We start from the raw sequence: 26,007 nt of genomic DNA, 5'->3' as shown, positions 1-26,007 counted from the left end.
GGGGAGAGGGCGGGGTGAGGGGTCCTACGGAGCGGGGGTTTTGTTCGTTCCTCATGCCTATTGTCCGCTGCTCAGAGAACCCAGCTTCTGCCACGCCTTCGCACTTCCTCTCGCAGCAAGCCGTGCGCACATAGTTTTTGCTTCGACTTTTAAAGCCACTTCCGCTCTAGCCACACTCCCGCGAGCACCCGCCCCTCATCCCGCCTTCTCCCCGGCGGGGAGAAGGAGAAGTGCGGTACCGCGGCACAAGAGCGAGCGAAGCGACGCTCCGCGTTGCTCTTGATCTCCCGGGTTCCCTTCGCGGCGGTGAGGGCTGGACGATCAGGCCCGCGAAGCGGGGCGGGGGCAGGACGCCCCCGCCTTTTCGATTCGGGCAGGGATGCCCGATCGAAAAGCCCGGCCAGCCCTCAACGCACCCGCAGCAGCGTAGGCTGCGGAGGGCGCCGCGCAGGGGGCCCTTCTTCTTGGTTACTTCTTCTTGGGCAAGCAAGAAGAAGTAACTCGCTCTCCGGCAGGAGAGCGAAACCCCTCGCCCGCGAGGGCGAGACAAGGCTTGCGATAAGGCGACAACAGAGCGCTGTCGCCACTGGATGACTCGCTGCGCTCGCCCCTGCGGGGCCGCCCTCCGGGCGTTCTCCGCGCTACGCGTTGCATCCGGCCTACGCCGGAATGACGAGTAGGTAAGTGAGCGGCGACCCTTAGCTCCCGGTGGGGTTCGCAAGCTCACCCAAACCTACGCTGCCATGCCGGAATGACGAAAGTGAAAAGATGACACCAGAGACACCTTCGAGTCGGCTCAGCACGCACAACCTCCGACCCGCGCCAAACAACAAACAACAAACAACATCCACACACAAATCACCCCGTTGCCGGGCGCCCCCGGCGCCCAACCCCCCTCTTCTCCGCGAACTCCGCCAATCGCCGCGCATCCGTCGGCGCACTGAACAGATGTCCCTGCATCTCGTGGCACCCCAGCGCGCCGAGCAGCTCCGCCTGACGTGCGGTCTCCACACCCTCCGCCACCACGCGTTTGCCCAGGCTGATGGCCAGCGCCACGATCGCGTGGATCACCGCCGCATCCTCGGGGTCGTCCGTCATGTCGGTGACGAAACTGCGGTCGATCTTCAGCGTATCGATCGCGAAGCGGCGCAGGTAAGCGAGGCTGGAATAGCCGGTGCCGAAATCGTCGATCGACAGGCTCACGCCCAGCGACTTCAGCCCGGCGATGCGCTGGCGCACCGCGTCGGTCGGCTCCATCAGCATGCTTTCGGTCAGTTCCAGTTCCAGCAGGTGCGGCGGCAGGCCTGCTTCGCGCAGGGCTTCCATCACCAGCTGCAGGAAGTTCTCGCGGCCGAACTGCAGCTGCGAGATGTTCACGCTCACGCCTACGCCGGCCAGCGGGCCTTCCTGCCAGGTCTTGCAGGCATGGCAGGCCTCCTTCAGGACCCAGGCGCCGATCATCAGGATCAGGCCGCTGGCTTCGGCGATAGGGATGAAGGCGTCCGGGCGGCAGATCGTGCCGTCGGTGCGGCGCCAGCGCAGCAGCGCTTCGGCGCACACGATGCGGCCGTCGCTGGTGTCCACGCGCGGCTGGAAATCCAGGAACAGTTCCGAGCGCGCCATCGCCGAGCGCAGCGCGTTCTCCAGGTCGAACTCGGCCTGCGCGCCGGCGTCCATGCTGGAGACATAGAAGTGGTAGTCGTTACGGCCGGAGCGCTTGGCCGCGTACATCGCCATGTCGGCATGGCGGATGAGCAGGTCGGCCTCGTCGCCGTCATCAGGAAACAGTGCGATGCCGATACTGGCGGTGAGGCGCAGCTCGCGCCGTCCAACGCGCACCGGCGCGCTCAACGCTTCCAGCGTCTTGATCGCGCAGGCGGCGACGGCGGCACGGTCGCCCACTTCGGGGATCAGCACTACGAACTCGTCGCCGCCCAGGCGCGCGACGGTGTCGCCGCCGCCCATGGAGGAAAGCAGGCGCTCGGCCACCTGGCGAAGCACCTCGTCGCCGGAGACGTGGCCGAGCGTGTCGTTGATCTGCTTGAAGCGGTCCACGTCGATGAACAGCACCGCCAGGTGGTGCGCGCCCTGCCGCGCGCGGGTCAGCGCGGCGGACAGCCGTTCCAGCAGCAGCGGGCGGTTGGGCAGGTCGGTGAGCGCGTCGAAGTGCGCCAGGTGCGCCATGCGCTCGGACAGCTCCAGGATCGCGCTGACGTCGTGCAGCACGAACACCGCGCCGATCACGGCGCCCTGTTCGTTGCGGATCGGCACGGCCGAGCACTCCATCGCGCGCGAGGGCTCGCCGTCCAGCTCCACTGCGCATAGCACAGGCCCGGCCGCGGTGCCGGTGCGCAGAGCGACGCGCGCCGGATGGTCGTCGCTGACGCGTTCGCCAGCGCGCCATAGCGGCAGGCGGTCTTCCAGCTTTTCCGCATAGGGCTGCGTGGAGCGCGCCAGCAGCGCGGAACCGGCAGGGTTGGCGAAGCCCAGGCGACCCTCGCGGTCGAGGGCGAACACGGCGTCGCCGATGGCCTTGAGCGTGACGTCGGTGAGCCGGCGCTCTTCGCGCAAAGCGTCTTCCGCGCCAATGCGCGCGGTGACGTCGCGCAAGGTGAGGATCACGCGGTCCGGCTCTTCGTCGATGACACCGCCGGCGGCTTCCATGAAGCGGTACGAACCGTCGGCGTGACGCATGCGCAACAGCGTGGTGCCGGGATGGTCGCCCGCGATCAGCCGCTGCCACAGCTCCACCGCGGTGGCGCGGCTGGCTTCGTCGATCAGGCTCTGCAGCGAGCTTTCGACCAGCTTGTCCGGACGGTAGCCGAGGATGGGATAGGCCGCCGGCGACACGTACTTGCAGTAGCCCTCCGCGTCCAGCAACAGCACCAGGTCGTGCGAATGCTCGGCCAGCATGCGGTAGCGCGCCTCGCTGCCGCGCAGGTTGCGGCCCAGTCGGCGGCGCTGTTCCATCGAGGTCACCAGCGGCAGCGCCACGGCGATGCAGCACAGCACGAACAGCTGGAACAGCATGGTCGCCAGCGCCGGATGCCGCTGGCCCTGGTGGGCGATCGGACCGTGCTCGGTGATGGTCATGGCCCCGCCGATCACCGCGACCACCAGCACGCCGGCGACGCTCCAGCGGCGGTTGCCGGTCATCGCCAGCAAGGCCAGCGGCGGGAACACGATGAACAGCAGCGGCGTGTGCGGTTGCCAGAACGCGGCGAGCGTGACCAGCGCGAGGATCAGCAGCGCCAGCGCGCAACGCCGCGCGCGCCGCGTCGAGGTGGGCGGGATGTAGCGCCAGCGCAACAGCCCGAAGGTCAGCGGCACCGCGGTGGCGTTGCCCAGCGCGTGCGACATCGCGCGGGTCCCCAGCGTCAGCCAGGGATCGGCGCCCGTTTCCATGACATGCACCGGCAGGATGAGCAGCGAGGTGGCGATCGGCGCGACCAGCACGGCCCACAGGATGAAGCGCTGCACGCCGAACGGGTTCTCCAGATACGTCACCCCGTCCGCGTCGGATAGCACGCGCACCACCAGGCCGATCTCCAGCGCATTGACCAGTACCAGGCCCAACGCATCCAGCGGAGTGAACCCCGCCGCGGAGGTGATGGCCAAGATGATCACGCCGGTGATGAGCAGGAAGGGGCCGGTGCCGAGGCCGCCGCGTTGCATCAGCACCGCGATGCTGACGCCATTGGCCAGCCATACCGTGGCGATCGGACCGCCATAGCGGGTCAGCCAGACCGACGCCGCGGCCACCACGGCGACGGCGATCACAGCGGCGACGAAATCGTGTTTGCGGTACGCCTGGCGGATCAGCCCCTCCATGGCCTCAGCATAGGGATCGATCGCGCGAATGGGGAGTGAAACTTACGTCGCCCTCGGCCGTCACGAACCGGACTTAGCCAGGCCTTAGTCCCGCTGCGTGCCCGTCAACACATCCACCCAGACGGCCAGCACGAGAATCGCGCCCTTGACGATGTACTGCCAGTACGTGTCCACGTCCATCATGGACATGCCGTTGTCCAGGCTGGCCATCACCAGCGCGCCGATCAGGGCCCCGTGCACCGTACCCGCGCCGCCACGCATCGAGGCGCCGCCGATGAAGCAGGCGGCGATCGCATCCAGCTCGCCATTGGTGCCGGCCGAGGGCGAACCCGCGGCGAGGCGCGCGGTGTTGACGATGCCGGCGAAGGCGCACATCACACCCATCAGGCCGAACACCACCAGCTTCACCCGCGCCACGTTCACGCCGGACAGGCGCGTGGCCTCCAGGTTGCCGCCCACGGCGTAGATGTGCCGGCCCAGCACGGTCTGCGAGGCGACGTAGCTGAAGATGGCCAGCAGAGCGAGCAGGATCATCACCGGCAGCGGAATCCCGCCGTAGCGATTGAGCGTGACCACGAACGCCGCCAGCGCCGCACCGATCGCCACCACCTTCAGCGCGTCGGCCCAGGCCGGCAGCTGGCGGATCTGCAACTGCGCGCGGCGCCGCCGGCGCAGCACGGTCAGCGCCACGACGACGGCGAAGATCACCACGCCCAGCACCGACGACAGCGTCGGGGACACGTAGCCCTGCCCGAGGTACACCATGTCGGCCGGCACCGGCGAGATAGTGGCGCTGTGGGTCACGCCCAGCAGCACGCCGCGGAACGCCAGCATGCCGCCCAGGCCCACGATGAAGGACGGCACCCGCAGCCGCGTCACCCAGAAGCCATTGAACAGGCCAATCAGCAAGCCCAGCACGAGCACCGCGGCGATCGCGGGCACCGTGGACCAGCCGAGGTTCACTGTGAGCACCGCCGCCACGCCGCCGAGCAGGCCCAGCAGCGAGCCGACGGACAGGTCGATCTCCCCGGCGATGATCACGAACACCATGCCGCAGGCGAGCATGCCGGTGATCGCCATCTGCCGGAACAGGTTGGAGAGGTTGCGGGAAGTCAGGAAGTCCCCGCCGGTCGCGGCGTGGAAAAAAATCCAGATCACCGCTACCGCCAGCAGCAGGGCCAGGATCTTGTAGCGCGCGAACAGTTGCTGGATGTGCTGGGCTTGCATGCGGTTTCCGTGATGTCGCTTCGGGTCAGGCGGCGCGCGGACTGGCGTCGATCGCCGCGGCCAGCACCTGTTCCTGGGTCAGTCCCTGGTTGGGGAAGTCGCCGCGCAGCCGGCCTTCGCCCATCACCAGCACGCGATCGGCCATGCCCAGCACTTCGGGCATCTCCGAGGAGACCAGGATGATCGACACGCCTTGCGCGGCCAGCTCGAAGATCAGCCGGTAGATCTCGGCTTTGGCGCCCACGTCCACGCCGCGGGTGGGCTCGTCCAGGATCAGCACCTTGGGCTTGGCCAGCAGCATCCGCGCCAGCACCGCCTTCTGCTGGTTGCCGCCGGAGAGCTTGGCGATGGGCAACGCGGGGCTGGACGTCTTCACGCGGCGCTCGGCGATCTGCGTCTCGATGGTGTGCAGTTCGCGCTGGCGATCGATGCGGCCGCCGCGCGCGTAGTGCTGCAGCGTCGCCAGGGTGATGTTGTCGCCCACGCCGAGCAGCGGGACGATGCCGTGACGCTTGCGGTCCTCCGGCACCATGCCCAACCCGGCGCGGATGGCCTCGCCGGGCGAGCGGACCTTGAGCGGCTTGCCCTCCAGCACCAGGTCCACCGCATAGCGTCCCGCGTAGGCGCCGAAGATCGCGCTCACCAGTTCGGTACGGCCCGCGCCGACCAGGCCGGCGATGCCGAGGATCTCGCCGCGCCGCAGCTGGAACGAAACGCCGTCCACCCGCTTGCGCTGCGGATTGACCGGGTCGAAGCAGGTGGCGTGGCGCGCCTCGAAGATCACCTCGCCGATGGCATGCTCGACGCGCGGATAGAGGTTCTCCAGCTTGCGGCCCACCATCAGGGCGATGATCGCGTCCACGTCCAACTCGCGCATCGGCCGTGTGGCGATGTGCCGGCCGTCGCGGATCACGCTGACCGTGTCGCACACGCGCTCCACTTCGTCGAGCTTGTGCGAGATATAGATGCAGGCCACGCCGCGGCGCTTGAGGTCCTCGACGATGCGCAGCAGCACCTCGGTCTCGCTGGAGGTCAGCGAGGAGGTGGGCTCGTCCAGGATCAGCAGCTTCGCGTCCTTGGCCAGCGCCTTGGCGATCTCGAACAGCTGCTGGTGGCCGCCGCCGTAGTGCATGGCCGGCAGCGCGACGTTGACGTCGTGCAGTCCTAATTCCTTCAGCAGCGCATCGGCCTTCGCGTACATGGCGTCGTAGTCCATGCGCCCGCCCGGCCGGGTGATCTCGTGGCCCAGGAAGATGTTCTCCGCCACCGACAGCCGCGGTACCAGCATCAGTTCCTGATGGATGATGACGATGCCGGCGCGCTCGCTGTCGCGTACCGAACGGGCGCGCAGCGGCTGCCCGCGCCACAGGATCTCGCCGTCCCAGGTGCCGTGCGGATAGACCCCGGAAAGCACCTTCATCAGCGTGGACTTGCCGGCGCCGTTCTCGCCGCACAGGCCCAGGCATTCCCCCGCACGCAGCTGCAGGTCGATGCCGTCCAGCGCCCTGACCCCGCCGAAGGACTTGGCGATGCCGCGCATCTCGAACAGGTGGGGGCTCGCCTCCGTCATGGTGCCGCTGCTTACTTCGCGCCGTCGATTTGCTCGCGGGTGTAGAAACCGTCCTTGATCACCGTGTCGACGTTCGCCTTGGTCAGCAGCGTCGGCTGGAGCAGGATGGCATCCACGTCTTTCTTGCCGTTGTTCATTTTGCCGGTGTACGCGGGCGCCTCGCCCTTGGCCAGCTTCACCGCCAGCTCGGCCGCGGTGGTGGCGATGGTCTTCAGCGGCTTGTACACGGTCATGGTCTGGGTGCCCTCGACCACGCGGCGCACGCCGGCCAGGTCCGCGTCCTGGCCGGACACGGCGACCTTGCCCGCGAGCTGCTGCGCCGCCAGCGCCTGGATCGCGCCGCCGGCGATGGCGTCGTTGGAGGCGACCACGCCCTGGATGTCATTGTGGTTGGCGGTGAGCGCGTCCTCGACGATGCGCAGCGCCTTGGAGGCATCCCATTCCGGCGTCCACTGCTGGCCGACCACCTTCACGTCGCCCTTGTCGATGGCCGGCTGCAGCACCTTCATCTGGCCCTCGCGCAGGATCTTCGCGTTGTTGTCGGTGGGCGAGCCGCCGAGCAGGAAGTAGTTGCCCTTGGGCGCCGCGTCGAGCACGCCCTGCGCCTGCAGTTCGCCCACCTTCTCGTTGTCGAAGGAGATGTAGGCGTCGACGTCGGCGCCGAGGATCAGGCGGTCGTAGGAGATCACCTTGATGCCGTTGCGCTTGGCCTCGGCGATCACGTTGTCCAGTACCTTGGAATTCATCGGCACGATCACCAGCACGTTCACGCCGCGCGAGATCAGGTTCTCCAGCTGCTGCACCTGGCGCTGCTCGTTGCCATCAGCCGATTGCACGTAGACCTTGGCGCCAAGCTTTTCCGCCGCAGCGACGAAGTAGTCGCGGTCGCGCGTCCAGCGCTCCAGGCGCAGGTCGTCGATGGAAAAGCCGATCTTCGGCTGGTCGGCCTGCTTGCCGCCGCAGGCGGCGAGGACGACGGTCGCCAGCAACAGCAGCGGCAGCATGGCTCGTACGAACAGGCGCTTCATCGGGTCTCCACCTCGTCTGGTTGTTCCGGCGGCTCAGCCGTGGCCGGCCGTCGCATCGCGCGCCGCCCGCTGCGCGCGATAGGCCGCGCGGAACAGGGGCTGCCGGGTCTGGCGATAGTAGGCGTGCCGCGCGGCGTTGGGTTCATGCACCGCCACGAGCGGTGGCATGGCGCACACTTCTTCGATCGTCGCGCCCGGCTCCGCCGCCAGGCGAGCGAGCCGGGCGGCGCCGAGCGCGGCGCCGACGTCGCCACCGGCGCGCAACTCGAGCGGACGGCCGGCGATGTCCGCCAGCATCTGGATCCAGTAGGCGCTGCGCGAGCCGCCGCCGATCACCGCGACGCTATCCGCACGCAGACCGGCGGCGTCCACCGCTTCGATGCCATCGAGCAGGCCCAGGCCCACGCCTTCGAGCGTCGCGTTGGCCAGGTCCGCGCGCGTGGTATCCGCGCGCAAGCCGGTGAAGGCACCGGTGGCGTGCACGTCGTTGTGCGGCGTGCGCTCGCCGGTGAGGTAAGGCAGGAACAGCGGAGCTTCGTCGCGCATCGGCGCCTGCTCGGCCTCGGCCAGCATGGCGCCGACGCCCGCGTGCCCGGTCAAGCGCGCGGTGAAGTCGAGGCAACTGGCGGCGTTGAGCATCACCGACATCAGGTGCCAGGTGCCCGGCAGCGCGTGGCAGAAACTGTGCACGGCCTGTTCCGGCCGCGACAGAAAGCCGTCGGAGACGGCGAAATACACACCCGAGGTGCCCAGCGACAGCATGGCCTGCCCGTGCCGTACGATGCCCACGCCCACCGCGCCGGCCGCGTTGTCGCCGCCGCCGGCGGCCACCGGCACGCGCGCCATGCCCCAGCGCTCGGCCAATTCGGCGCGCAGGCGGCCGGTGGCGTCGCTGCCTTCGTGCAGGGTCGGCATGTGCTCGCGGGTCAGCCCGCAGGCGGCGAGCATGGGGTCGCTCCACTGGCGCCGGGCCACGTCCAGCCACAACGTGCCGGCTGCATCGGAGACGTCGGTGGCGTAATCGCCCGTGAGGCACAGGCGCAGGTAATCCTTCGGCAACAGCACCTTGGCGGTGGCGTCGAACACCGCCGGCTCGTGTTCGCGCAACCACGCCAGCTTCGGCGCGGTGAAGCCGGGCATGGCGAGATTGCCGGTGATCGCGCGGAAATCCGGCAGGGTCTCCATCAAGCGGCATTCGGCATCGCTGCGGCCGTCGTTCCACAGGATGGCTGGACGCAGCACGCGGTCGCGCGCGTCCAGCAGGGTGGCGCCGTGCATCTGTCCGCTCAGGCCGATCGCCGCCACGCGGCCCGGCGCGATGCCTTCGCGCGCCGCCGTAGCCAAGAGTTCGTCCACCGCGGCGACCGCAGCGCGCCACCAGTCCGCCGGATCCTGCTCGGACCAGCGCGGTTGCGGATGGGAGACGGCCAGCGGCTGCGTGACCGTGGCGCGCACGGCGCCGGCCTCGTCGACCAGCACGGCCTTGACCGCCGAGGTGCCCAGGTCGAGCCCGAGGAACATCCGGGCTCAGCCGTAGATGTAGCGGTTGACCAGGTTCTCCAGCCGCTCCTGCTGGCCGGAAACGTGGCTCGGGTGCAGATCGCGCCTGGCCGCTTCTTCCGCCAGGCCCTGCAGGGTGAGGCCACCGTCCAGGATGCGCTTGCCGAATTCCCCGTCCCAGCCGGCGTAGCGCTGCGCCTTGAAGGCGGCCAGGCGGTCGTCCTCGATCATCTTCGCCGCGCGTTCCAGCGCCAGCGCCAATGCGTCGATCGCGCCGATGTGGCCATGGAACAGGTCGGCCGCGTCCACGCTCTGGCGGCGCACCTTGGTGTCGAAGTTGAAGCCGCCGGTGGTGAAGCCGCCGGCACGCAGGATCTCGTACATCACCAAGGTCAGTTCCTCCACACTGTTGGGGAACTGGTCGGTATCCCAGCCGTTCTGCGGGTCGCCGCGGTTGGCGTCGATGCTGCCGAAGACGCCCAGCGAGATCGCCGTAGCCACTTCGTGGTGGAAGGAATGCCCCGCCAGAGTGGCGTGGTTGGCTTCCAGGTTGACCTTGACCTCGTTCTCCAGGCCGAACTCCTTGAGGAAGCCGTAGACCGTGGCGGTGTCGTAGTCGTATTGGTGCTTGGTCGGTTCCTGCGGCTTGGGCTCGATCAGGATCGTGCCCTTGAAACCCAGCTTGTGCTTGTGCTCGACCACCATCTGGAAAAACCGGCCCAACTGCGCGCGCTCGCGGCGCAGGTCGGTATTGAGCAAGGTGTCATAACCCTCGCGGCCGCCCCACAGCACATAGTTGGCGCCGCCCAGGCGATGCGTGGCGCCCATGGCGTGGAACACCTGGCTGGCCGCGTAAGCGAATACTTCCGGCTGCGGGCTGCTGGCCGCGCCCGCGGCATAACGCGGGTGACTGAACAGGTTGGCGGTGCCCCACAGCAGCTTCATGCCGGTCTGGGCCTGCTTGGCCTCCAGCACGTCCACCATGGTGGCGAAATTGCGCGCGTACTCGGCGAGGTTGGCGCCTTCCGGCGCGAGATCGGTGTCGTGGAAGGTGTAGAACGGCGCGCCCAGGCGCTGGAAGAAGTCGAATGCCGCATCCGCCTTGGCGTGCGCCTGCGCCATCGGGTCGCCGGCCTGCTGCCACGGGCGCTGGAAGGTGCCTGCGCCGAACATGTCCATGCCCGGCCACACGAAGCTGTGCCAATAGCACACGGCCAGACGCAAGTGCTCGTCCATGCGCTTGCCCAGGATCACGCGCGACGGATCGTAATGGCGGAACGCAAGCGGATCGTCCGCCTGGGCGCCGGCATAACGGATCGGCGCCACGTGCTCGAAATAACTCATTGACCAAAGCCTCCGGTGCGAGCCGCCTGAGGGGGATCCGGGCCGGCTGCTGCTGCCCCGGATGCTGCTAGCGTGCCCTGTCACGGCGCAATTGCGAAATCCGCCACCGCGCATTCATTTTTCCCTGTCGCGTTGCGTCATGCGGGCGTCCCGTCGAACTGGTAGCGTCGGCCTTTCCCGGCAGGTGCCGTCGGTTACTGTCACTGGTACGCCATGTCGCCCCATCGCATCGCCCTGCTGTTCAATGCCAACAAGGTGTACGACCGCCAGGTCGTCGCCGGCATCGGTCAATACCTGAAGTCCACCCGCGTGGTGTGGGACCTGTTCCTGGAAGAGGATTTCCGCTGCCGCACGCTGGGCATCCAGCACTGGCGCGGCGACGGCATCATCGCCGACTTCGACGATCCCACCGTGGAAGAGGCCCTGGCGCACCTTTCCATCCCGGTGGTGGCGGTGGGCGGTTCCTACGCGGACGACAGCCGCTACCCGGCCAACATTCCTTACGTAGGCACCGACAACGCCAAGCTGGTGCGGGTGGCCTACGACCACCTGATCGAGCAGGGCCTGCAACGCTTCGCCTTCTACGGCCTGCCGCCGTCGCCCGGCAACCGCTGGGCGCAGGAGCGCGAAGACGCCTTCCTGCGGATGATCGCGGAAGACGGCCTGGAAGGCGTGGTCTACCGCGGCTCACCCACCAGCGCCGGCGGTTGGGGCCGCTCGCAGGAGGACATGGTCGCCTGGGTGCGTTCGCTGCCCAAGCCGATCGGCGTGATCGCCGTGACCGACGCCCGCGCGCGGCAGCTGCTGCAAGCCTGCGTGGTCGCCGACGTACCGATTCCCGAGCAGATCGCCGTGGTCGGCATCGACAACGACCCGATGGCGCAACTGCTCAGCCGCATCCCGCTGACCTCGGTGATCCAGGGCGCGGAAGAAATGGGCCGCACCGCCGCCCAGGTGCTGCACCAGATGCTGCACGGCGGCGACTGCTCCAGCACCCGCATCCTGGTACCGCCGGTGGGCCTGAGCGTGCAGGCCAGCAGCCAGCACGAACCCCTGCGCAGCCCCTACGTGATGCGCGCGAAGCATTACATCCGCCAGTACGCCTGTCTTGGGATCAAGACGGAGCAGGTGGCGGATTACGTGGGTATCTCGCGCACGCTGCTGGAAGAGCACTTCAAGCGCGAGCTGAAGCAGACCGTCCATCAAGCGATCCTGGAGCACAAGCTGGAGATGGCGCGCGGGATGCTGGAGGACAACGCGGTGCCGCTGGCGGAGGTGGCTGTGCGGTGTGGCTTCACCTCGCTGCAGTACATGTATGCGGTGTTCCGGCGGGAGTTTAATTGCACGCCGAGGCAGTTTTTGGGGGCGGCGCGGGCGTAAGAGGGGGTGCCGCTTGCGCGGCGGGCGTTGGGTGCGCGCATCGGCGTGGAGGGTGGTTCTTCGTCGTTTGCACTAAGCCGTGGCTCGGCAACCTGGCCGCTTATGCAGCGGGCATGTCGGACGCCTGCCGGCGCCCGAGTTACTTTCTCTTTGCTGGCCCAACCCCCTCAAGGGGGGCCTCGAGAGAAAGTAACCAAAGAGAAATGGCCTAAGGTCAAAGGCTCGCGGCGGGGGTTGGGAGAGCACGGGGTGTTTTCTCACCTTGCTGGAGCGGGCGACTCGAAGAGGCACTGAGGTGCGTGGGGTGGGACTTCGAGGCGCCGAAGCGGAGAGAACGGGATGTGTTGCGCTGGCGTGTAGCGTTCTGGCGATAGCACCGCACTTCTCCCTCTCCCCGCCGGGGAGAGGGTCGGGGTGAGGGGGACCTACGGAGCGAGGACTTCGGGTTGCGTCCGCCTAGCCTAATGCCGAAGCTCGTCGCTCTTTCTCTCCCTACGCTTTGCCGCGCTCACGTTGGCTATGTTCATGCAACCTGCATGGCCGCCTTGGCTCTAGCCATCTTCCCGCGAGCACCCGCCCCTCATCCCGCCTTCTCCCCGGCGGGGAGAAGGAGAAGTGCGGTACCGAGACGAGCAGCCAGACAACAACCTGCTCTCCGAGAGCGAGCGAAGCGACGCTCCGTCGTGCTCTTGATCTGCCGGGTTCCCTTCGCGGCGGTGAGGGCTGGACGATCAGGCCGCCAAAGGCGGGCGGGGACAGGGATGTCCCCGCCTTTTCGATCAGGGCAGGGATGTCCTGTCGAAAAGCCCGGCCAGCCCTCAACGCACCCGCAGCAGCGAACGCTGCGGAGGGCGCCGCGCAGGGGGCCCTTCTTCTTGGTTACTTCTTCTTGGGCAAGCAAGAAGAAGTAACTCGCTCTCCGGCAGGAGAGCGAAACCCCTCGCCCTTCGGGCGAGACAAGGCTGGCGGCCACGTCGCGACAACCGAGCCATGACGCCACTGGATGACTCTCTGCGCTCGCCCCTTCGGGGCCGCCCTCCGGGCGTTCTCCGCGCTTCGCGCTCCGTCCGGCCTGCGCCGGAATGACGAGTAGGTGAGTGCGAGGCAACCCTTAGCACCCGTTGGGGTCCGCAAGCTCACCCCAACCTACGCCCGGCCCACGCCGGACAACGCGAAAGCGAAGCGAGCAACCTCACAACTTCACCGCCACCTCATCCCCCTCATAAACCACATTCACATCCCCACCCGCATCCGCGCCATCCGCATTCGCCTTCCCCTCGCGAATCACCCGCACTACGAACGTGCGCTTCGCCGGAGCCCCGCTCCCATCACCCTCCCGCTTGCCGAGCTTCAGCGTCTTCGCCGCATCGTCATAGCTCAGCGGGATCCGCGAATACCGCCCCTTCTCGTAGCCGTACGTCGTGCCTTCGTCCTCGTACAGCGAGAACTGCCCGTTCGCGCCGGCGTACACCAGCAGCGTTACCGGCGCATCCGGTTTCTCGCCCGTGTACTGGATGTCCACGCCCGTGGGCACGATCGCGCCGGCGCGGACGAACAGTGGCATGCGGGCGAGCGGTGCGTCGGCCTGGATGGTCGTGCCGCCCTGGTGGAACTTGCCGGTGTGGAATTCGTACCAGCCTGCGCCCGCGGGCAGATAGACCGGCCGCGAGGTCGCCTTGTATGCGGTGACGGGGGCGACCAGGAAGGCGGGGCCGAACATGTACTCGTCGTCGATATTGCGCACCTTCGCGTCAGCAGGGAAATCCATCACCAAGCCGCGCATGATGGTGCCGTCCTTCCAATACGTATCGCCGGCCAGCGTGTACACATACGGCATCAGGCGATAGCGCAGGCGGTCGTAGTAAGCCAGCGCGTCGTAGATCGGCGAGCCGGGCGAGGCGAGGTTGTATATCTCGCGGTAGGGGAACTGGCCGTGCGAGCGGAACAGCGGGCTGAACGCGCCGAACTGGAACCAGCGCAGGTTGAGCTCGCGCCATTCGTCCAGATCCGCCTTGTTCGGCTTTTCATAGCGCGGCTCCAGCGCGAAGCCGCCGATGTCGGTGGTCCAGTTGGGAATGCCGGCCAGCGAGAAGTTGACGCCCGCGGAAATCTGGTCGTGCAGATTGCTCCAGCGCGAGGCGACGTCGCCGCTCCAGGTGGCGGCCGCGTTGCGTTGCTGCCCGGCGAACGCGGAGCGCGTCAGAATGAACGCGCGGCGATCGCCGTGATCGCGGCGCCAGCCTTCGTACACGCCGGCAGTGTGCATCAGCGGATACGAGTTGAAGAACGCGGCACCCGGGCCGAGTGCGGTCGGCCCCATGCGCAGCTTGCGTTCGGCGATGTCGAGATTGGAATGCGTGTCCGGCTCGGAGGCGTCCAGCCACCACGCGTCGATGCCGATCGCGCCGAGCTTCTCCTGGATCTGCCGCCAGTAGATGCGCCGCGCCTCGTCCGCATAGGGATCGTAGAAGGCATTGAAATAGCCCTTGCCGATCCAGTCGACTTCCTTCTTCTCTACGTTGCGCCGATAGATGTAGCCCTTGGCGTCCAGCTCCTGGTAGTTCTTCGTCTCGGGATAGAACTTCGGCCACACGGAGATCATCAGCTGCACGTGTATGGCGTGCAGCTGGTCGACCATGCCCTTGGCATCGGGGAAGCGCGCCTTGTCGAAGTCGTGCGAACCCCACGCGTCCTCCGGCCAGTAGCTCCAGTCCTCCACCACGTTGTCCAGCGGCAGGCCCAGCTCGCGGTAGCGCCTGGCGGTGTCGAGGATCTCCGCCTGCGTCTTGTAGCGCTCGCGGCTCTGCCAGAAACCATAGGCCCAGCGCGGCAGCATGGTCGCCTTGCCGGTCACCTCGCGGTAGCCGGCGACCACCTGGTCGAGGTTATCGCCGGCGATGAAGTAGTAGTCCACCGCGTGGCCAACTTCAGAGAACAGCGACAGCTCGTTCTGCTCGTCGCCAGGCAGCGGGTCGAGGTGCAGCAGGGTCAGGTAGCCCTCGTTCGGCAGCCACTCGATGCGCAGGCTGTGCTTGCTGCCGGCGTCCATCGGCAACTTGAGGTTGTGGTACCAGGGGTTCCAGTTCTGGCGCCAGTCGTCGTAGACCAGCTTGCCGTCGAGCCAGACCTTGGCGTAGCTGCTCGCATACAGCCGCAGCTTGTGCACGCCGGAGACCGCAGGCTCGATGCTGCCTTCCCACACCACCTTGCCGGTGGTCTTGGCCGGCGATTCGGACGGCCACTGCGCCACGTCCTTCAAGTACTGATAGTCGGGCTGCTTTTCCACGCGCTTGAGCTTCAGCGAGCCACCCGCGTCGTAGTAACTGGCGGTGAGTCCGCCGGGCTTGCCGTCGGCGTCGTAGAGCTTCAGCGACTGGCTGAGCGGCTGGTACTCGCGCGCATCGCCGAAGCGGGTGATCGAGTTGTTGTCCCACAGCACGCCGTAGTTACGCGAGGACACCACGAACGGAATGCCCACGTCCATGTTGTGCTGCGCTAGCTCCACGTCCTCGCCCTTGTAGTTCATCTGACGGTTCTGGTGCTGGCCCAGGCCGTAGAAGGCTTCGTCCGCCGGGGATTCGAAGCGCTGGCGCACGGCGTAGTAGGGCTTGCCCTCGATGGTTTCCGGCTGGAACGTGCGGCCGTCAGCACGCTCGGCCAGCAGCGGCTTGCCGGAAGCGTCGAAGAAGCGTACGGCCCCATCGCGCAGCGATACCTGCGCGGACAGGCGCGAGGTCTTCAGCGTCACCGCGTCGGCCGTTTCCTCGACGGTGAACTTCGCGTCGCCGCCGGTCTTCACCGCCATCAGGCTGGCGGGCAGGTCGAACTTGCCGTCCGGCACCGCGGTGACGTGCACGATGCTTTCGTCCACGGCCTGCAGGCGCACCTGCTGCGGGGAATGATCCAGGCGCACGATGATCCCATCGGCGAGTTTCTGTGCGTGGCCCGTGGCCGTCGCGGATGCCGGCGCGGCGGCGTGCTCGTCCGGCGCCTTGCCGCAGCCGGCCAAGACCGCAAGCGCGAGCGCGCCGAGCGGGATCCACATCGGCACCCTGGTTCGAACTGGCGAAATCATGCGTCGTCGTTCCTTCAATACGTGGCGAGCCGCACGCGCAGTACCTGCGGCTCGCCGGTGAAATTCAGGCCCCAATCGGTCTGGTCGCCGTTCCACAGGCGGCGGAAGACCCACTGGCCGTTCTCGTAATGCCCCTCCTCGACGCGATCGAGCAGGAAATCCACCTTGCGTCCGCGCGCGGGCAGGAAGCTCACCCGCACATCGCGGCCGACGACGAGGTATTCGTTATCGCCCAGCTGGGCGAACAGCGCGCCACTCGTGCGCTCGGGGTTGCCCTTGGGCGGCTCGGTGCCGAACTGCAGTTGCCCGTAGCCCAGGCGGACCTGCCAGTTCCCCAGGTCGAGCGTCTGCTCATGCGTATCGTCGGGCTCAGCCGCGCCCCACAGCTTGCCAGCGTGGGCCGCCGCCGCGAGTTCGCCCACCATCGGCGCCAGCACGCGATAGTTGGCGGCGAAGGTTTCCAGGGTGGCGTCGTCCAGCTTGCGCGCGCCCAGCGGGTAGTTGGAATAGCGGGTGAAATCCATACCGAACGGCGACCAGCCGATTGCCCGCGCGCCCAGTGCGGCGTAGACATAGCGCGCATAGACCGGGGCATTGCCGGTTTCCGCGACGAACAGCGGATTGTCCTTGCGCGCGTAGCGCTCCAGATAGGTGCTGTAGTGCCGGTAGTCGGGCCGGTAGATGTCCGGCCCCAGCACGTCGAGCGCCGGCGCTGCGGCCTTCCAGACGTGCAGCACGTTGTCGGTCGGTCCGCCGCTCTCGTAGCTGCCGGGCATGCCCGGCTCGAACGGGTCGCGCAGCGCCGCGTTGGCGTACATCGGCAGCGGATAGACCGCCTTGCCCGCGGCAGCTACCTGTCCGATGAAGTGCGCGACGTGCCAGGCGTGGAAGAATTCGGCGGCATCGTTGCCGAAGACCTGGCTCCAGCTGCCCGGGGATTTTCCGGTGGCGCGCAGCAGTTCCTGCGGCACCGGTCCGCCGAAGATCTTATCGGCCATCGGCGAGTGGTCGCGGTCGCTGCCGTAGGTGCCGGCTTCGTTCTCCACCTGCACCATGATCACGGTGTGGCGGTCGCCGTCGATCTGGCGCAGATGCGTCATCAGTTGCACGAAGGCCTTGCGGTCGGCTTCCAGCGTGGCCGTGGCCAGCGGCGACAGCGAGTTGAGGCGCTTGCCTTCGCGGTCATGGACACGCGGGAAGCGGCGGTCGTCCAGCTTCACCCAGGACGGCGCATAGCTGGGACCGTTGTTCTTCCAGGTAGCGAACCACAGCAGGATCAGGCGGACGTGGTGCTCGCGCGCCTGGCCGACGAGGGTGTCCAGGAAGCTGAAGTCGAACTGCCCTTCCTTCGCTTCGATCTGTTCCCAGGCGATGGGTACCTGCACGGTGTTCGCGTGGAGCTTATCGATGGCCGGCCAGACTTCGTCGAGCGCGGCCGGCCAATTGCTGGAGTTGTTGACCTGCGCACCGAGGATCAGGAAAGGCTTGCCGTCGACGAAGAGCGCGTGGCGGCCGTGGTCGGTAGCGATGCGGGGAAGTTCGGCAGAGAAGGCGGGGGGTGTAAGTGTGGCGAGGGTGAGGAGGAGGAGGCGCTTCAGGAGCATGGAGACGTGACCTAGGAGAGTCCTTCTCCCCTTTGGGGAGCACGCGGGGAGGGCACATGGATGTGCCCGGCTTTGAGGAGCGAGGAAGGTGCCGGTCCCACAGGGATTCCCGTTGGTCACAGGCGGATGAGGGGCGGGTGCTCGAGAAGGCGCTTGGACAAAGCGAGGAAAAAAGGCTTCACGCTTGTCGCAAGAGTCAGCTCCACGCTCCGCCCGGCCCCTCACCCCAGCCCTCTCCCCGGAGGGGAGAGGGGGCAGGTGGCCGTGGGATTCGGTGTTGCGCTCCGCCCGGCCCGTCGCTCCAACGCTCTCTCCGGAAGGGAGAGGGCGGTGTTGCGGGTTCATGGCGTTGCCCCACTGGCGGGATCGCCATAGAAAATACCGCGTCCGCTGGTGGCGAAGTACAGGCGGCCGAAGATGCGCGGGTCGCCGACAAGGTGGCTGATCCGGCCGTAGCGGTGACCCGCGTCGTCGATGCGCTGCCAGCTCGCGCCATCGTCCAGGGAGCGGAAGATGCCCTGCGCGTCGCGCAGCCTTCCGGCCATGAACAGCGTCGGTGTGTGGTTCCCCGGCGCCGCCTTGCCGAAGCCGAACGCATCGACGCCCGTGACGCCAGCGAAGCGCTTGAGCACGCGGCCGTCCTGGGAACCCCTCAACCATTCGCCGTCACGGCTGCCGACGTACAACACGCCGGCCTGATCCGGCGATGCCTGCACGCGCGTCTGCGCGCGCCCGCGGGATGCTTCGCCCAGCTCGCCATCGATCGGCGTGAAATGTGTACCGCCATCGCGACTGGCAAATAGCGCGCCGCTCTGGCGGTCGTAGGCATAGAAGCGCTTGGCGTCGATTCGATCCGCCAGCACGCGCAGGTTGGGGCCGAGTCCTTCGACCATCGTCCAAGCCTTGCCGACATCATGGGTGAGGTAGACATGCGACGCGTTGCGCGGCGCCCACACCACCGTACTGCCGTCCGCGGCGATGGCGATGCTCCCGGCGCCCTCGCCTTCCGGCGGCTCGCTGGCAAAGGCTTTCCACTGCCGGCCGCCGTCCTCGGACCAGGCCGCGCGGATCGCCGGTCCGAAGGGCTTGCGCAGGAAACCGCTGCGCACGATCAGCGCCGGCTTCGCCTGCGCGACATCGATGCTCTCGCCGTTGGCGTAACGCGGCGGCGCCGCGAATTGCAGTTGCGCCGTGTCGAGGTCGTCGTGGCGATAACCGTCGAGATCGCCGATGGCGCTCAGCAAGTGCGCGCCTTCTGGCGGGCTGATCAACCCCAGCGCCACGGTCTCTTCCAGTCCTTCGTCCTGGAACGCCCAATGCACCGTGCCGCCGCGGTCCATCGCGCGCATATCGCGCGAGGCCCAGATGCCGTAGCCGGTGACGAACAGAACGTGGTCCGGGTCATAGGGGTCGATCTGGATCGATGCCAGCCAGTGCGGTGTGTGGTCGCGCGTCCAGGTGGCGGTGGAGTGTTCGAATTCGGAGCGCGGGAACACCGCCGTCCAATGCGCACCGCCGTCGGTGCTGCGGAACAGTTCGTCCTTCGGCGTGTAGTGCGCAAAGGTCGCGGTCATCAGCACCTTCGGATCGCGCGGGTCCACCGCGACCGCGCCCCAGCCATACCCGCTTTGGCCATCCTTCGGACGTGGCCAGGGCGTGATCTCGGTCCAGCGTCCGCTCGACGGTTCGTACTTCCAAACCGCGCCATCGTGCATGGTGTCGGGGCCGGGCTCGTCGCCGTAGCTCAGGTAGTACGCGCCATCGCCGCCGCGCACCATGTGGTTGGGGCGAAGTCCGATGGGCTGGCCGGGCACCGGCTTCCACGTGCCGCCGCCGTCATCGGAACGGAACAGGCTGGTTTCCTGCGTCGACACGCCGGCATACAGCGTGGGCGTCGGTTTGCCCGGCTTGCCGCTGGCGGGCTCGAACGTCACGAACACGATACCGATCGCCTGTCTGCGCCACTTGTTCTCCGCGATAGCGGAAGGCGATGTGCTGACGGCCGGAAAGCTCTTCACGTTGGACCAATGCGCGCCGTAGTCCTCGCTGCGCCACAAGCCCGCCCCGCGCGAGCCCAGGAACAGCACGCGGCCGTCGTGCGGATCGACCGCCAGCCGCTCGCCATTGCCGCGGCCCAGTTCGTTGCCGCCCATCTTGAACGGCATGTCGGCGCGCTCGAAATGCCGGCCGCGATCGGCCGAGCGCAGTACCGCGCCGTTGCCGGCCTGAGGCGCGGTGTAAGTGCCTGCGGCGAGGTAGACACGTTCGGGATCGGAGGGATCGACGGCGAGGCTGTCGATGCCCAGCAGGTTCTCGTCCTTCGCCTCGATCCAGTCGGTGAGCGGCACCCAGCGCTTGGCCGCATCGTCCCAGCGATAGGCGCCGCCGACGTCGGTACGCGCGTAGTACAGGCCCTTCTCCGTCGGGTGGAACACCAGCCCGCTGACGAAGCCGCCGCCGCCGATGCGCACGCCGGCGTAACGATAGGGCACCGCGTCTTCGGCCGCCACTGACGCGGCGAACGCCAGCAGGCAAACCGCCAGCGCCGCCCTCCATCCGGGCCGTGCGCGACCGCGCCGGCCCGTATCGATCCCTGCCACGCGCCCTGCCATCAGAACGTCGCGCGCACCACCAGCTCGTAGCGGCGGTCGTTGACGAACCAGCCGCGGTTGTACAGGCGGTGGTCGACCGTGCCGTCGGCGTAGCTGGTCGGTCCCATCAGGACCTTGGTGGTGGAGTTGGTGAGGTTGTTGGTCTGCAGGCCCACCTGCACGCTCTTGTTGAGGCGGTACATGATCGAGCCGTCGAGCTGCCCGTAGTCGTCCGACCACGTCGGCAGTTTGGTGGCCACGTCGCTGGCGGTCAGCAGATAGCGCGAACGCCAGTTCCAGGCCAGGCGCATCGACCAGTCGCCATATTCGTACATGCCGACCAGGTTGTAGCTGCGCTTGGACAGCCCTTCCAGCGGCAGCACCACGCCGGTGACGGTGGTGTTGGAGTACGGATCGGTGGCGCTGTTGGTGCCACCCTTGCTGTCGACGTAGGTGAAGTTGGCCTGCACGCCGAAGCCCTTGAGCCAGCCGGGCAGGAAATCGAAGAATTGCTGATAGCCGATTTCGCCGCCGCGGATCTTGCCCTTGCTCATGTTGTACGGACGGGTCACCTCGAACGGCTGGCCGTTGTAGATCTCGGTGCGCGTCTGGTTGGCGATGTAGTCGCGTACGTCCTTGTAGAACAGCGTGGCGTACAGCTGGCCGGTGGGCGCGAAATACCACTCCAGCGCGGTGTCGTACTGGTTGGCGCGCATCGGCTTGAGGTTCGGATTGCCGGCCGAGCCGTTCCACTTGGTCACCGCGGTGTTGTCCGAGGTGAGCGTGGCGCCCATCTGCAGATACGGCTGCAGCTGGGTGAAGTCCGGACGGGTCATCGCCCGGGACGCGGCCAGACGCCATTGCAGGCTGTCGGTGAACTTGAAGCGCAGGTTGAAGCTGGGCAGTGCGTTCTTGTAGTGCCCGCTGGAGTTCAGCGGGAAATACTGGCCGTAGTACATCGCCATCAGGCTGGGGTCGACGCCGCTGGTGGTGAGGTCCGGATACTGGCCGTAGCCGTTCGCTGTGACGTCGGTGCGCACCAGGCGGATGCCCACGTTGCCGTCCACCGGCACGCCAAGCGCATCGTCGCTGCCGAAGTACAGCACGCCGTACGCGGACTTGGTCCTTTCGGTCTGATCGTTGACGTCCTGCTTGCGATAGATGTCGCGCGGCGCCCAGCCCGTGGGCGAGCCGAACGCATGCAGCTGCTGGTAGGCGTAGTGATAGTCGCGCACCAGCTTGTCGCTGGGGAAGTACAGCTGCGGCGGCATGCTGGCGTTGCCGCGGAAGAAGTTCGAATACGTGTACAACGAGGACATGCTCGGCAGATAGGTGGCCAGGTCCGCCAGACCGCTCGGGCTATCGATGGCGGCCCAGTTGTCGGAAACCACGCCCCAGTTGTAGCCGTTGTTCTTGTTCAGCTCGGTGCGGCTGGTGGCGCGTACGCCGAATTTCACGTAGCGCAGCCATTTGCTGTCCTCGAAGTTGTATTCGAGGTCCAGCCGCAGGGCGCGCTCCAGCCCCTTGTTCCGCTCGTGATGATCCATCGCCGCGCTCCAGAAATAATTCGCCGGATTGGTGGCGTAGGCGGCGGGGTCGGAGGTGATGGTCGGCTTGGATCCGCCAGGCACATTCAGGGTGACGCCGGGCAGGTAGGTGGCGTCGAACACGGTGAAGTCCAGCGACTGGCTGGTCGACTTGACGAACTGCGCATCGGCGTACAGCACCATCTGGTCGTTGATGTTGTACTTGAGGCTGTTGGACCAGTCAGTGGTGATGGTGCGCTGAGTCGCGTAGCGGCGGTCGGCCATGAAGCGCACGCCATCGGTCGTCAGATTTCCGCGCCACGAATCGGACGCCAGCGTGCCGCTCTGGAACACGCCATTGCTGTCGTAGTTGAAGGTGCCGCCGTTGGCCGGATGCACGTTGTTGCTGCTGTCATTGAAGATGCCGCCGAACTCGTCCCATTGCATGCGGTAGTCGGAACGCAGTACCTGGCTGGTCAGCTCCAGGTTCTTGTTGGGTCGCCACTGCAATGCGCCGGCCAGGCCGATGCGGCGGCGCTGGAAATCCAGCGTGCGCCAGTCGGCGCCGCCAGGCACATAGACGTTGGTGAAATTGGTGCCCTTGAGTACGGCGTCGTCGTTGCGCCTGACATAAGGCTCCATCTGGATGCCGTCCGAGCGCGTGGCCAGTTCGGAGAAGGCCACATCGAACAAGGCGCCGAATTCGCCATGGTTCTCGGTCTTCCACACATTGCTGTAGAGGAACGAAGCCGACGGCTTGCTCTTCTTGGCGAAGTCGCCTTCGTTGACGCCGCCGGTGAAGCCGATTACCCGCCCCGGCGAGTCGAACGGGAGCCGCGTGCGCAGATTGACCGTGCCGCCGATGCCGCCTTCGATGATCTCGGCAGAGGGATTCTTGTATACGTCCACGCCGGCCATGAGCTCGGCTGGCACGTCCTCGAAGCTGAGGCCACGGCCGGAGTTGGCACTGAACACATCGCGCCCGTTCAACTCGCCGCGCACCTGAGTCAGGCCGCGGATCATCACGCCGCTGCCTTCGGCGGAGAAGTGGTCGGGGTCGTTGCGCGCCATGAAGTGGTCGATGGTGACGCCGCTGACGCGCTGCAGGGTTTCGGTGACGCTACGGTCAGGCAGCGCGCCGATGTCGACGGCGGTGACGGAGTCGACGATCTGGTCGGCGTTCTGCTTGAGCTGCTGCGCGGACTGCAAGCTGGCGCGCACGCCGGTCACGGTGACGCCGGCCAGGTCCTGCACGGGTTTCTTGTCGCCGTCCTTCTTCGGCTTGGCCTGCTGGCCGGTCTTGGCCGGCGCGCCGTTGTCCTGCACCGGTTCGGCCTGCTGCGCGCGCAGCGCCGGCCCGTACGACAGAGCCAGCCCCACCGCTACGGCCCATGCCAGGCGCGTACCGTGAAGACGGCGCTGAACCTGGAACAGGCGACACGACTCCCCGCCATGCACTCTCTCGATCATGGTCACGACTCTCCAACAGATTTTTGTGTCCGCGGAACGTATCCGTCGGCTCTTCGCAGGCCGGCCCGGTTTCCCCTACCGAAGGCTGGGTGCCAGCCCCACCGGCCTGTGGCAGTCGCATGCTGGGGGAGGGGGGTGCGGGGCACAATTACGAAATTGAATGCTGGGGTTAATGTTTCTTCGTTTGCGGTTGCCACATGGATCGAGACAAGTGGGGGCGTTGTGTGCTTTCGCGCGGCGGCTTGGGGTGGGGTTCGCAAGGTTGGCGTAGGTTGGGGTTCGCTCGCGAAGCCCTGTGCGAGGCGCTGACGATTGCCTCGCCTTACCTGCTTGTGGTTCCGGTGCGGGCGGAGCGGAGGGCGTACTCACGTAGGTTGGGGTGAGCTTGGAACCCAACGCGAGGCGCAGAGGGCACCTCGTCCCCACCTACTCGTCATTCCGGCGTGGGCCGGACGGAGCGCGAAGCGCGGAGAATGCCCGAAAGGCGGCCCCGGACAGGCGAGCGCGGCGAGTCATCCAGTGGCGACAGCGCTCTGTTGTCGCCTTATTGCAAGCCTTGTCTCGCCCTCGCGGGCGAGGGGTTTCGCTCTCCTGCCGGAGAGCGAGTTACTTCTTCTTGCTTGCCCATCCCCTCAAGGGGGACCACGAGAAGAAGTAACCAAGAAGAAGGGCCCCTGCGCGGCGCCCTCCGCAGCCTTCGCTGCTGCGGGTGCGTTGAGGGCTGGCCGGGCTTTTCGACAGGACATCCATGTCCTGATCGAAAAGGCGGGGGCGTCCTGCCCCCGCCCCGCTTCGCGGGCCTGATCGTCCAGCCCTCACCGCCGCGAAGGGAACCCGGGAGATCAAGAGCGGTACGGAGCATCGCTTCGCTCGCTCTTGTTTGGTTTTCGCCTCGGTCCATCACTTCTCCTTCTCCGCTCCGGGGAGAAGGCGGGATGAGGGGCGGGTGCTCGCGGAAACGCCACTAGAGCCATAGCTCCCATGCAAGTTGGGCGAGCTACCAGCAACCCTGGGGCAAGACACAGGAAAAGGCATTGGAGTGCACTCACAGTACTCCCGCCCTAGGTCGGGACAAGATGGATCGAAGGTCTCGCTCCGTAGGACCCCTCACCCCGCCCTCTCCCCGCAGGGGAGAGGGAGAAGTGCGGTGCTATCGCAGGATCACTAAAGCCGACACACCGCTCCCCGTCCTCTCCGCCCCGGCGCCTCGACGTCCCCTCTACGTACCTCAGTCCCACTTCGAGTCGCGCGATCGAGCAGCTGAGAAAACACCACGTGCTCTCCCAACCCCCGCCGCGAGCCTTTGACCTCAGGCCATTTCTCTTTGGTTACTTTCTCTTTGGGCCAGCAAAGAGAAAGTAACTCGGACGCCGGCAGGCGTCCGAAATGCCCGCTGCATAAGCGGCCAGATCGCGAAAACGTAACCTTAGTACGAACGACGAAGATCAGCCCCGCGCAACGACGAGCCCCCCAAACCGCCACATCACACAAGCGTCCAGACCACACGCAACCACATCACGCCAAAAATCCGCGCCACCCACACAGCAGAACCACCCCAATACCCCCACCAAAACACCAAACAAACCCAACCCTCACCCCTCCCCCAACTCCCCCTTCACCACCCCCGTATGCTGCCCCAACATCGGCGCCGCAAACGGCGCCGGCCCCGGCGTGCGGCCGAACTTGATCGACTGCGCGACACCGTGATAACGCCCCACCACCGGATGCTCGATCGTCCCGACGATGCCCTCGGCCAGCACCTGCGGGTGCTCGAACATATCCTCGATGCGGCGAGCTGCGGCACTGGGTACTTCGTCGCCGAAGCGACGTTCCCATTCCATCGCCGAATGCGCGGCGAGTGCCTCGTGGAGTTTCGGCAGGATCTCGGCCGCGTGTTCAGCGCGCTTGCGTACGGTGTCATAGCGCGCATCGGCGGCCAGCGCCTGCAAGCCGGTCTTCTCGCACAGTGCGCGCCAGAAGTGCGGCGTGTTGGCGGAGATATAGATGTAACCCTCGGCGGTGGGATGGATGCCGGTGACGCCGCCGGAACGCATGTCGCGGCCGATGTCCAGCGATTCGCCATCGGCCCAGATCAACCGCGCCGACTGCATGGTGAGCGCGGCGCGCAGCAGCGACACGCCGACGAACTGGCCCAGGCCGCTGCGCTCGCGCTCATACAGCGCGGAGGACACGCCGGCGGCGACCAGCGCGGCGGCGTAGTAGTCCACCACCGAGCCGTAGATGATTTCTGGCGGACCGCCGCGCTTGCCTTGCAGCGCGCACATGCCGGTCATGGTCTGCAATACCTGATCGTAACCGGCCTTGTCCTTCATCGGACCGCTCTCGCCATAGCCGGTGACGGCGCAGTAGATCAGGCGCGGATGCAGCGCGCTCAGCTGGTCGAAGTCGATACCCAGGCGCTTCGGCACGCCGGGGCGGAAGTTGTGCACCAGCACGTCGGCGTCGCGCACCAGCCGCAGCAGCACGGCGTGGTCGGAGGGGTTCTTCAGGTCCAGCACCATGCCGCGCTTGCTGCGGTTGACGCCGAGGAAGGCGCGGCTCTCGGTGGGCAACGTGGAGGGGTACTGGCGCAGATTGTCGCCGCCGGGCGGCTCGATCTTGAGCACATCGGCGCCCTGGTCGGCCAGCAAGGTGCAACCGTAGGGACCGGCGATGTACGCGCTCAGGTCGAGCACGCGGATGCCGTGCAAAGGGCCGCGCGCGGCGGCGGCCGGATCAGGTGAAGAGCTTTCCATAGGCCGCGTATCCGCGAGGCTCCTGCTGTCGTGTCGTGGTCGCCGCTACTTTGCGCCGCTGCCGGACGCGGAAACAGGCGCGTCGGATATGTTCTATCAGCACGA

Annotated in this window: 12 protein-coding genes; 1 reads left to right on the top strand and 11 read right to left on the bottom strand. The window is 66.9% G+C overall.

Annotated features, from left to right (window positions below; genetic code table 11):
* Positions 1-858: 858 nt before the first annotated feature.
* The 6 genes from RKE25_RS01885 to xylA form a co-directional block, all read right to left on the bottom strand.
* Complete coding sequence (locus RKE25_RS01885) at positions 859-3,831, bottom strand: EAL domain-containing protein (protein WP_311840576.1); 2,973 nt, start codon at positions 3,829-3,831, stop codon at positions 859-861.
* An 84-nt stretch (positions 3,832-3,915) separates the two neighbouring features.
* The gene (locus RKE25_RS01880; protein WP_311840575.1) at positions 3,916-5,058 is read right to left on the bottom strand and encodes a sugar ABC transporter permease; all 1,143 of its coding nucleotides are present in this window, start codon (positions 5,056-5,058) and stop codon (positions 3,916-3,918) included.
* 25 nt (positions 5,059-5,083) lie between these two features.
* Positions 5,084-6,628, bottom strand: a complete 1,545-nt coding sequence (locus tag RKE25_RS01875) for a xylose ABC transporter ATP-binding protein (protein ID WP_311840574.1) — start codon at positions 6,626-6,628, stop codon at positions 5,084-5,086.
* Between the two features lie 11 nt (positions 6,629-6,639).
* Positions 6,640-7,656 (bottom strand): D-xylose ABC transporter substrate-binding protein, encoded by a 1,017-nt coding sequence (gene xylF, locus RKE25_RS01870; RefSeq protein WP_311840573.1) that lies wholly within the window; start codon positions 7,654-7,656, stop codon positions 6,640-6,642.
* Positions 7,657-7,689: 33 nt separating this feature from the next.
* The gene (gene xylB / locus RKE25_RS01865; protein ID WP_311840572.1) at positions 7,690-9,177 is read right to left on the bottom strand and encodes a xylulokinase; all 1,488 of its coding nucleotides are present in this window, start codon (positions 9,175-9,177) and stop codon (positions 7,690-7,692) included.
* A gap of 6 nt (positions 9,178-9,183) precedes the next feature.
* Positions 9,184-10,500, bottom strand: coding sequence for a xylose isomerase (xylA, locus tag RKE25_RS01860; protein WP_311840571.1), 1,317 nt, complete (start codon positions 10,498-10,500; stop codon positions 9,184-9,186).
* A 213-nt stretch (positions 10,501-10,713) separates the two neighbouring features.
* Between xylA and RKE25_RS01855 the strand changes: the two genes are divergently transcribed.
* Positions 10,714-11,880 carry a DNA-binding transcriptional regulator gene (locus RKE25_RS01855; RefSeq protein ID WP_311840570.1) on the top strand — a complete coding sequence of 389 codons (1,167 nt, stop codon included), beginning with the start codon at positions 10,714-10,716 and terminating at the stop codon, positions 11,878-11,880.
* Positions 11,881-13,072: 1,192 nt separating this feature from the next.
* Here the strand turns inward: RKE25_RS01855 and RKE25_RS01850 are convergent.
* The 5 genes from RKE25_RS01850 to RKE25_RS01830 form a co-directional block, all read right to left on the bottom strand.
* Positions 13,073-15,925 carry a TIM-barrel domain-containing protein gene (locus RKE25_RS01850; protein ID WP_311840569.1) on the bottom strand — a complete coding sequence of 951 codons (2,853 nt, stop codon included), beginning with the start codon at positions 15,923-15,925 and terminating at the stop codon, positions 13,073-13,075.
* Between the two features lie 44 nt (positions 15,926-15,969).
* Complete coding sequence (locus RKE25_RS01845; RefSeq protein WP_311840568.1) at positions 15,970-17,559, bottom strand: DUF5597 domain-containing protein; 1,590 nt, start codon at positions 17,557-17,559, stop codon at positions 15,970-15,972.
* Positions 17,560-17,900: 341 nt separating this feature from the next.
* Entirely contained in the window at positions 17,901-20,159 is a 2,259-nt protein-coding gene (locus RKE25_RS01840; RefSeq protein ID WP_311840567.1) for a cellulase, read from the bottom strand.
* A gap of 11 nt (positions 20,160-20,170) precedes the next feature.
* Positions 20,171-23,146, bottom strand: a complete 2,976-nt coding sequence (locus tag RKE25_RS01835; protein ID WP_311840566.1) for a TonB-dependent receptor — start codon at positions 23,144-23,146, stop codon at positions 20,171-20,173.
* A gap of 1,592 nt (positions 23,147-24,738) precedes the next feature.
* Positions 24,739-25,902 (bottom strand): CoA transferase, encoded by a 1,164-nt coding sequence (locus tag RKE25_RS01830; protein ID WP_311840565.1) that lies wholly within the window; start codon positions 25,900-25,902, stop codon positions 24,739-24,741.
* Positions 25,903-26,007 lie beyond the last annotated feature (105 nt).

It is taken from the genome of Dyella sp. BiH032 (assembly GCF_031954525.1).
Taxonomy (GTDB): domain Bacteria; phylum Pseudomonadota; class Gammaproteobacteria; order Xanthomonadales; family Rhodanobacteraceae; genus Dyella_D.
The sequence above is the reverse complement of the archived record's forward strand: the minus strand, read 5'-3'. Positions and strand labels throughout refer to the sequence as shown.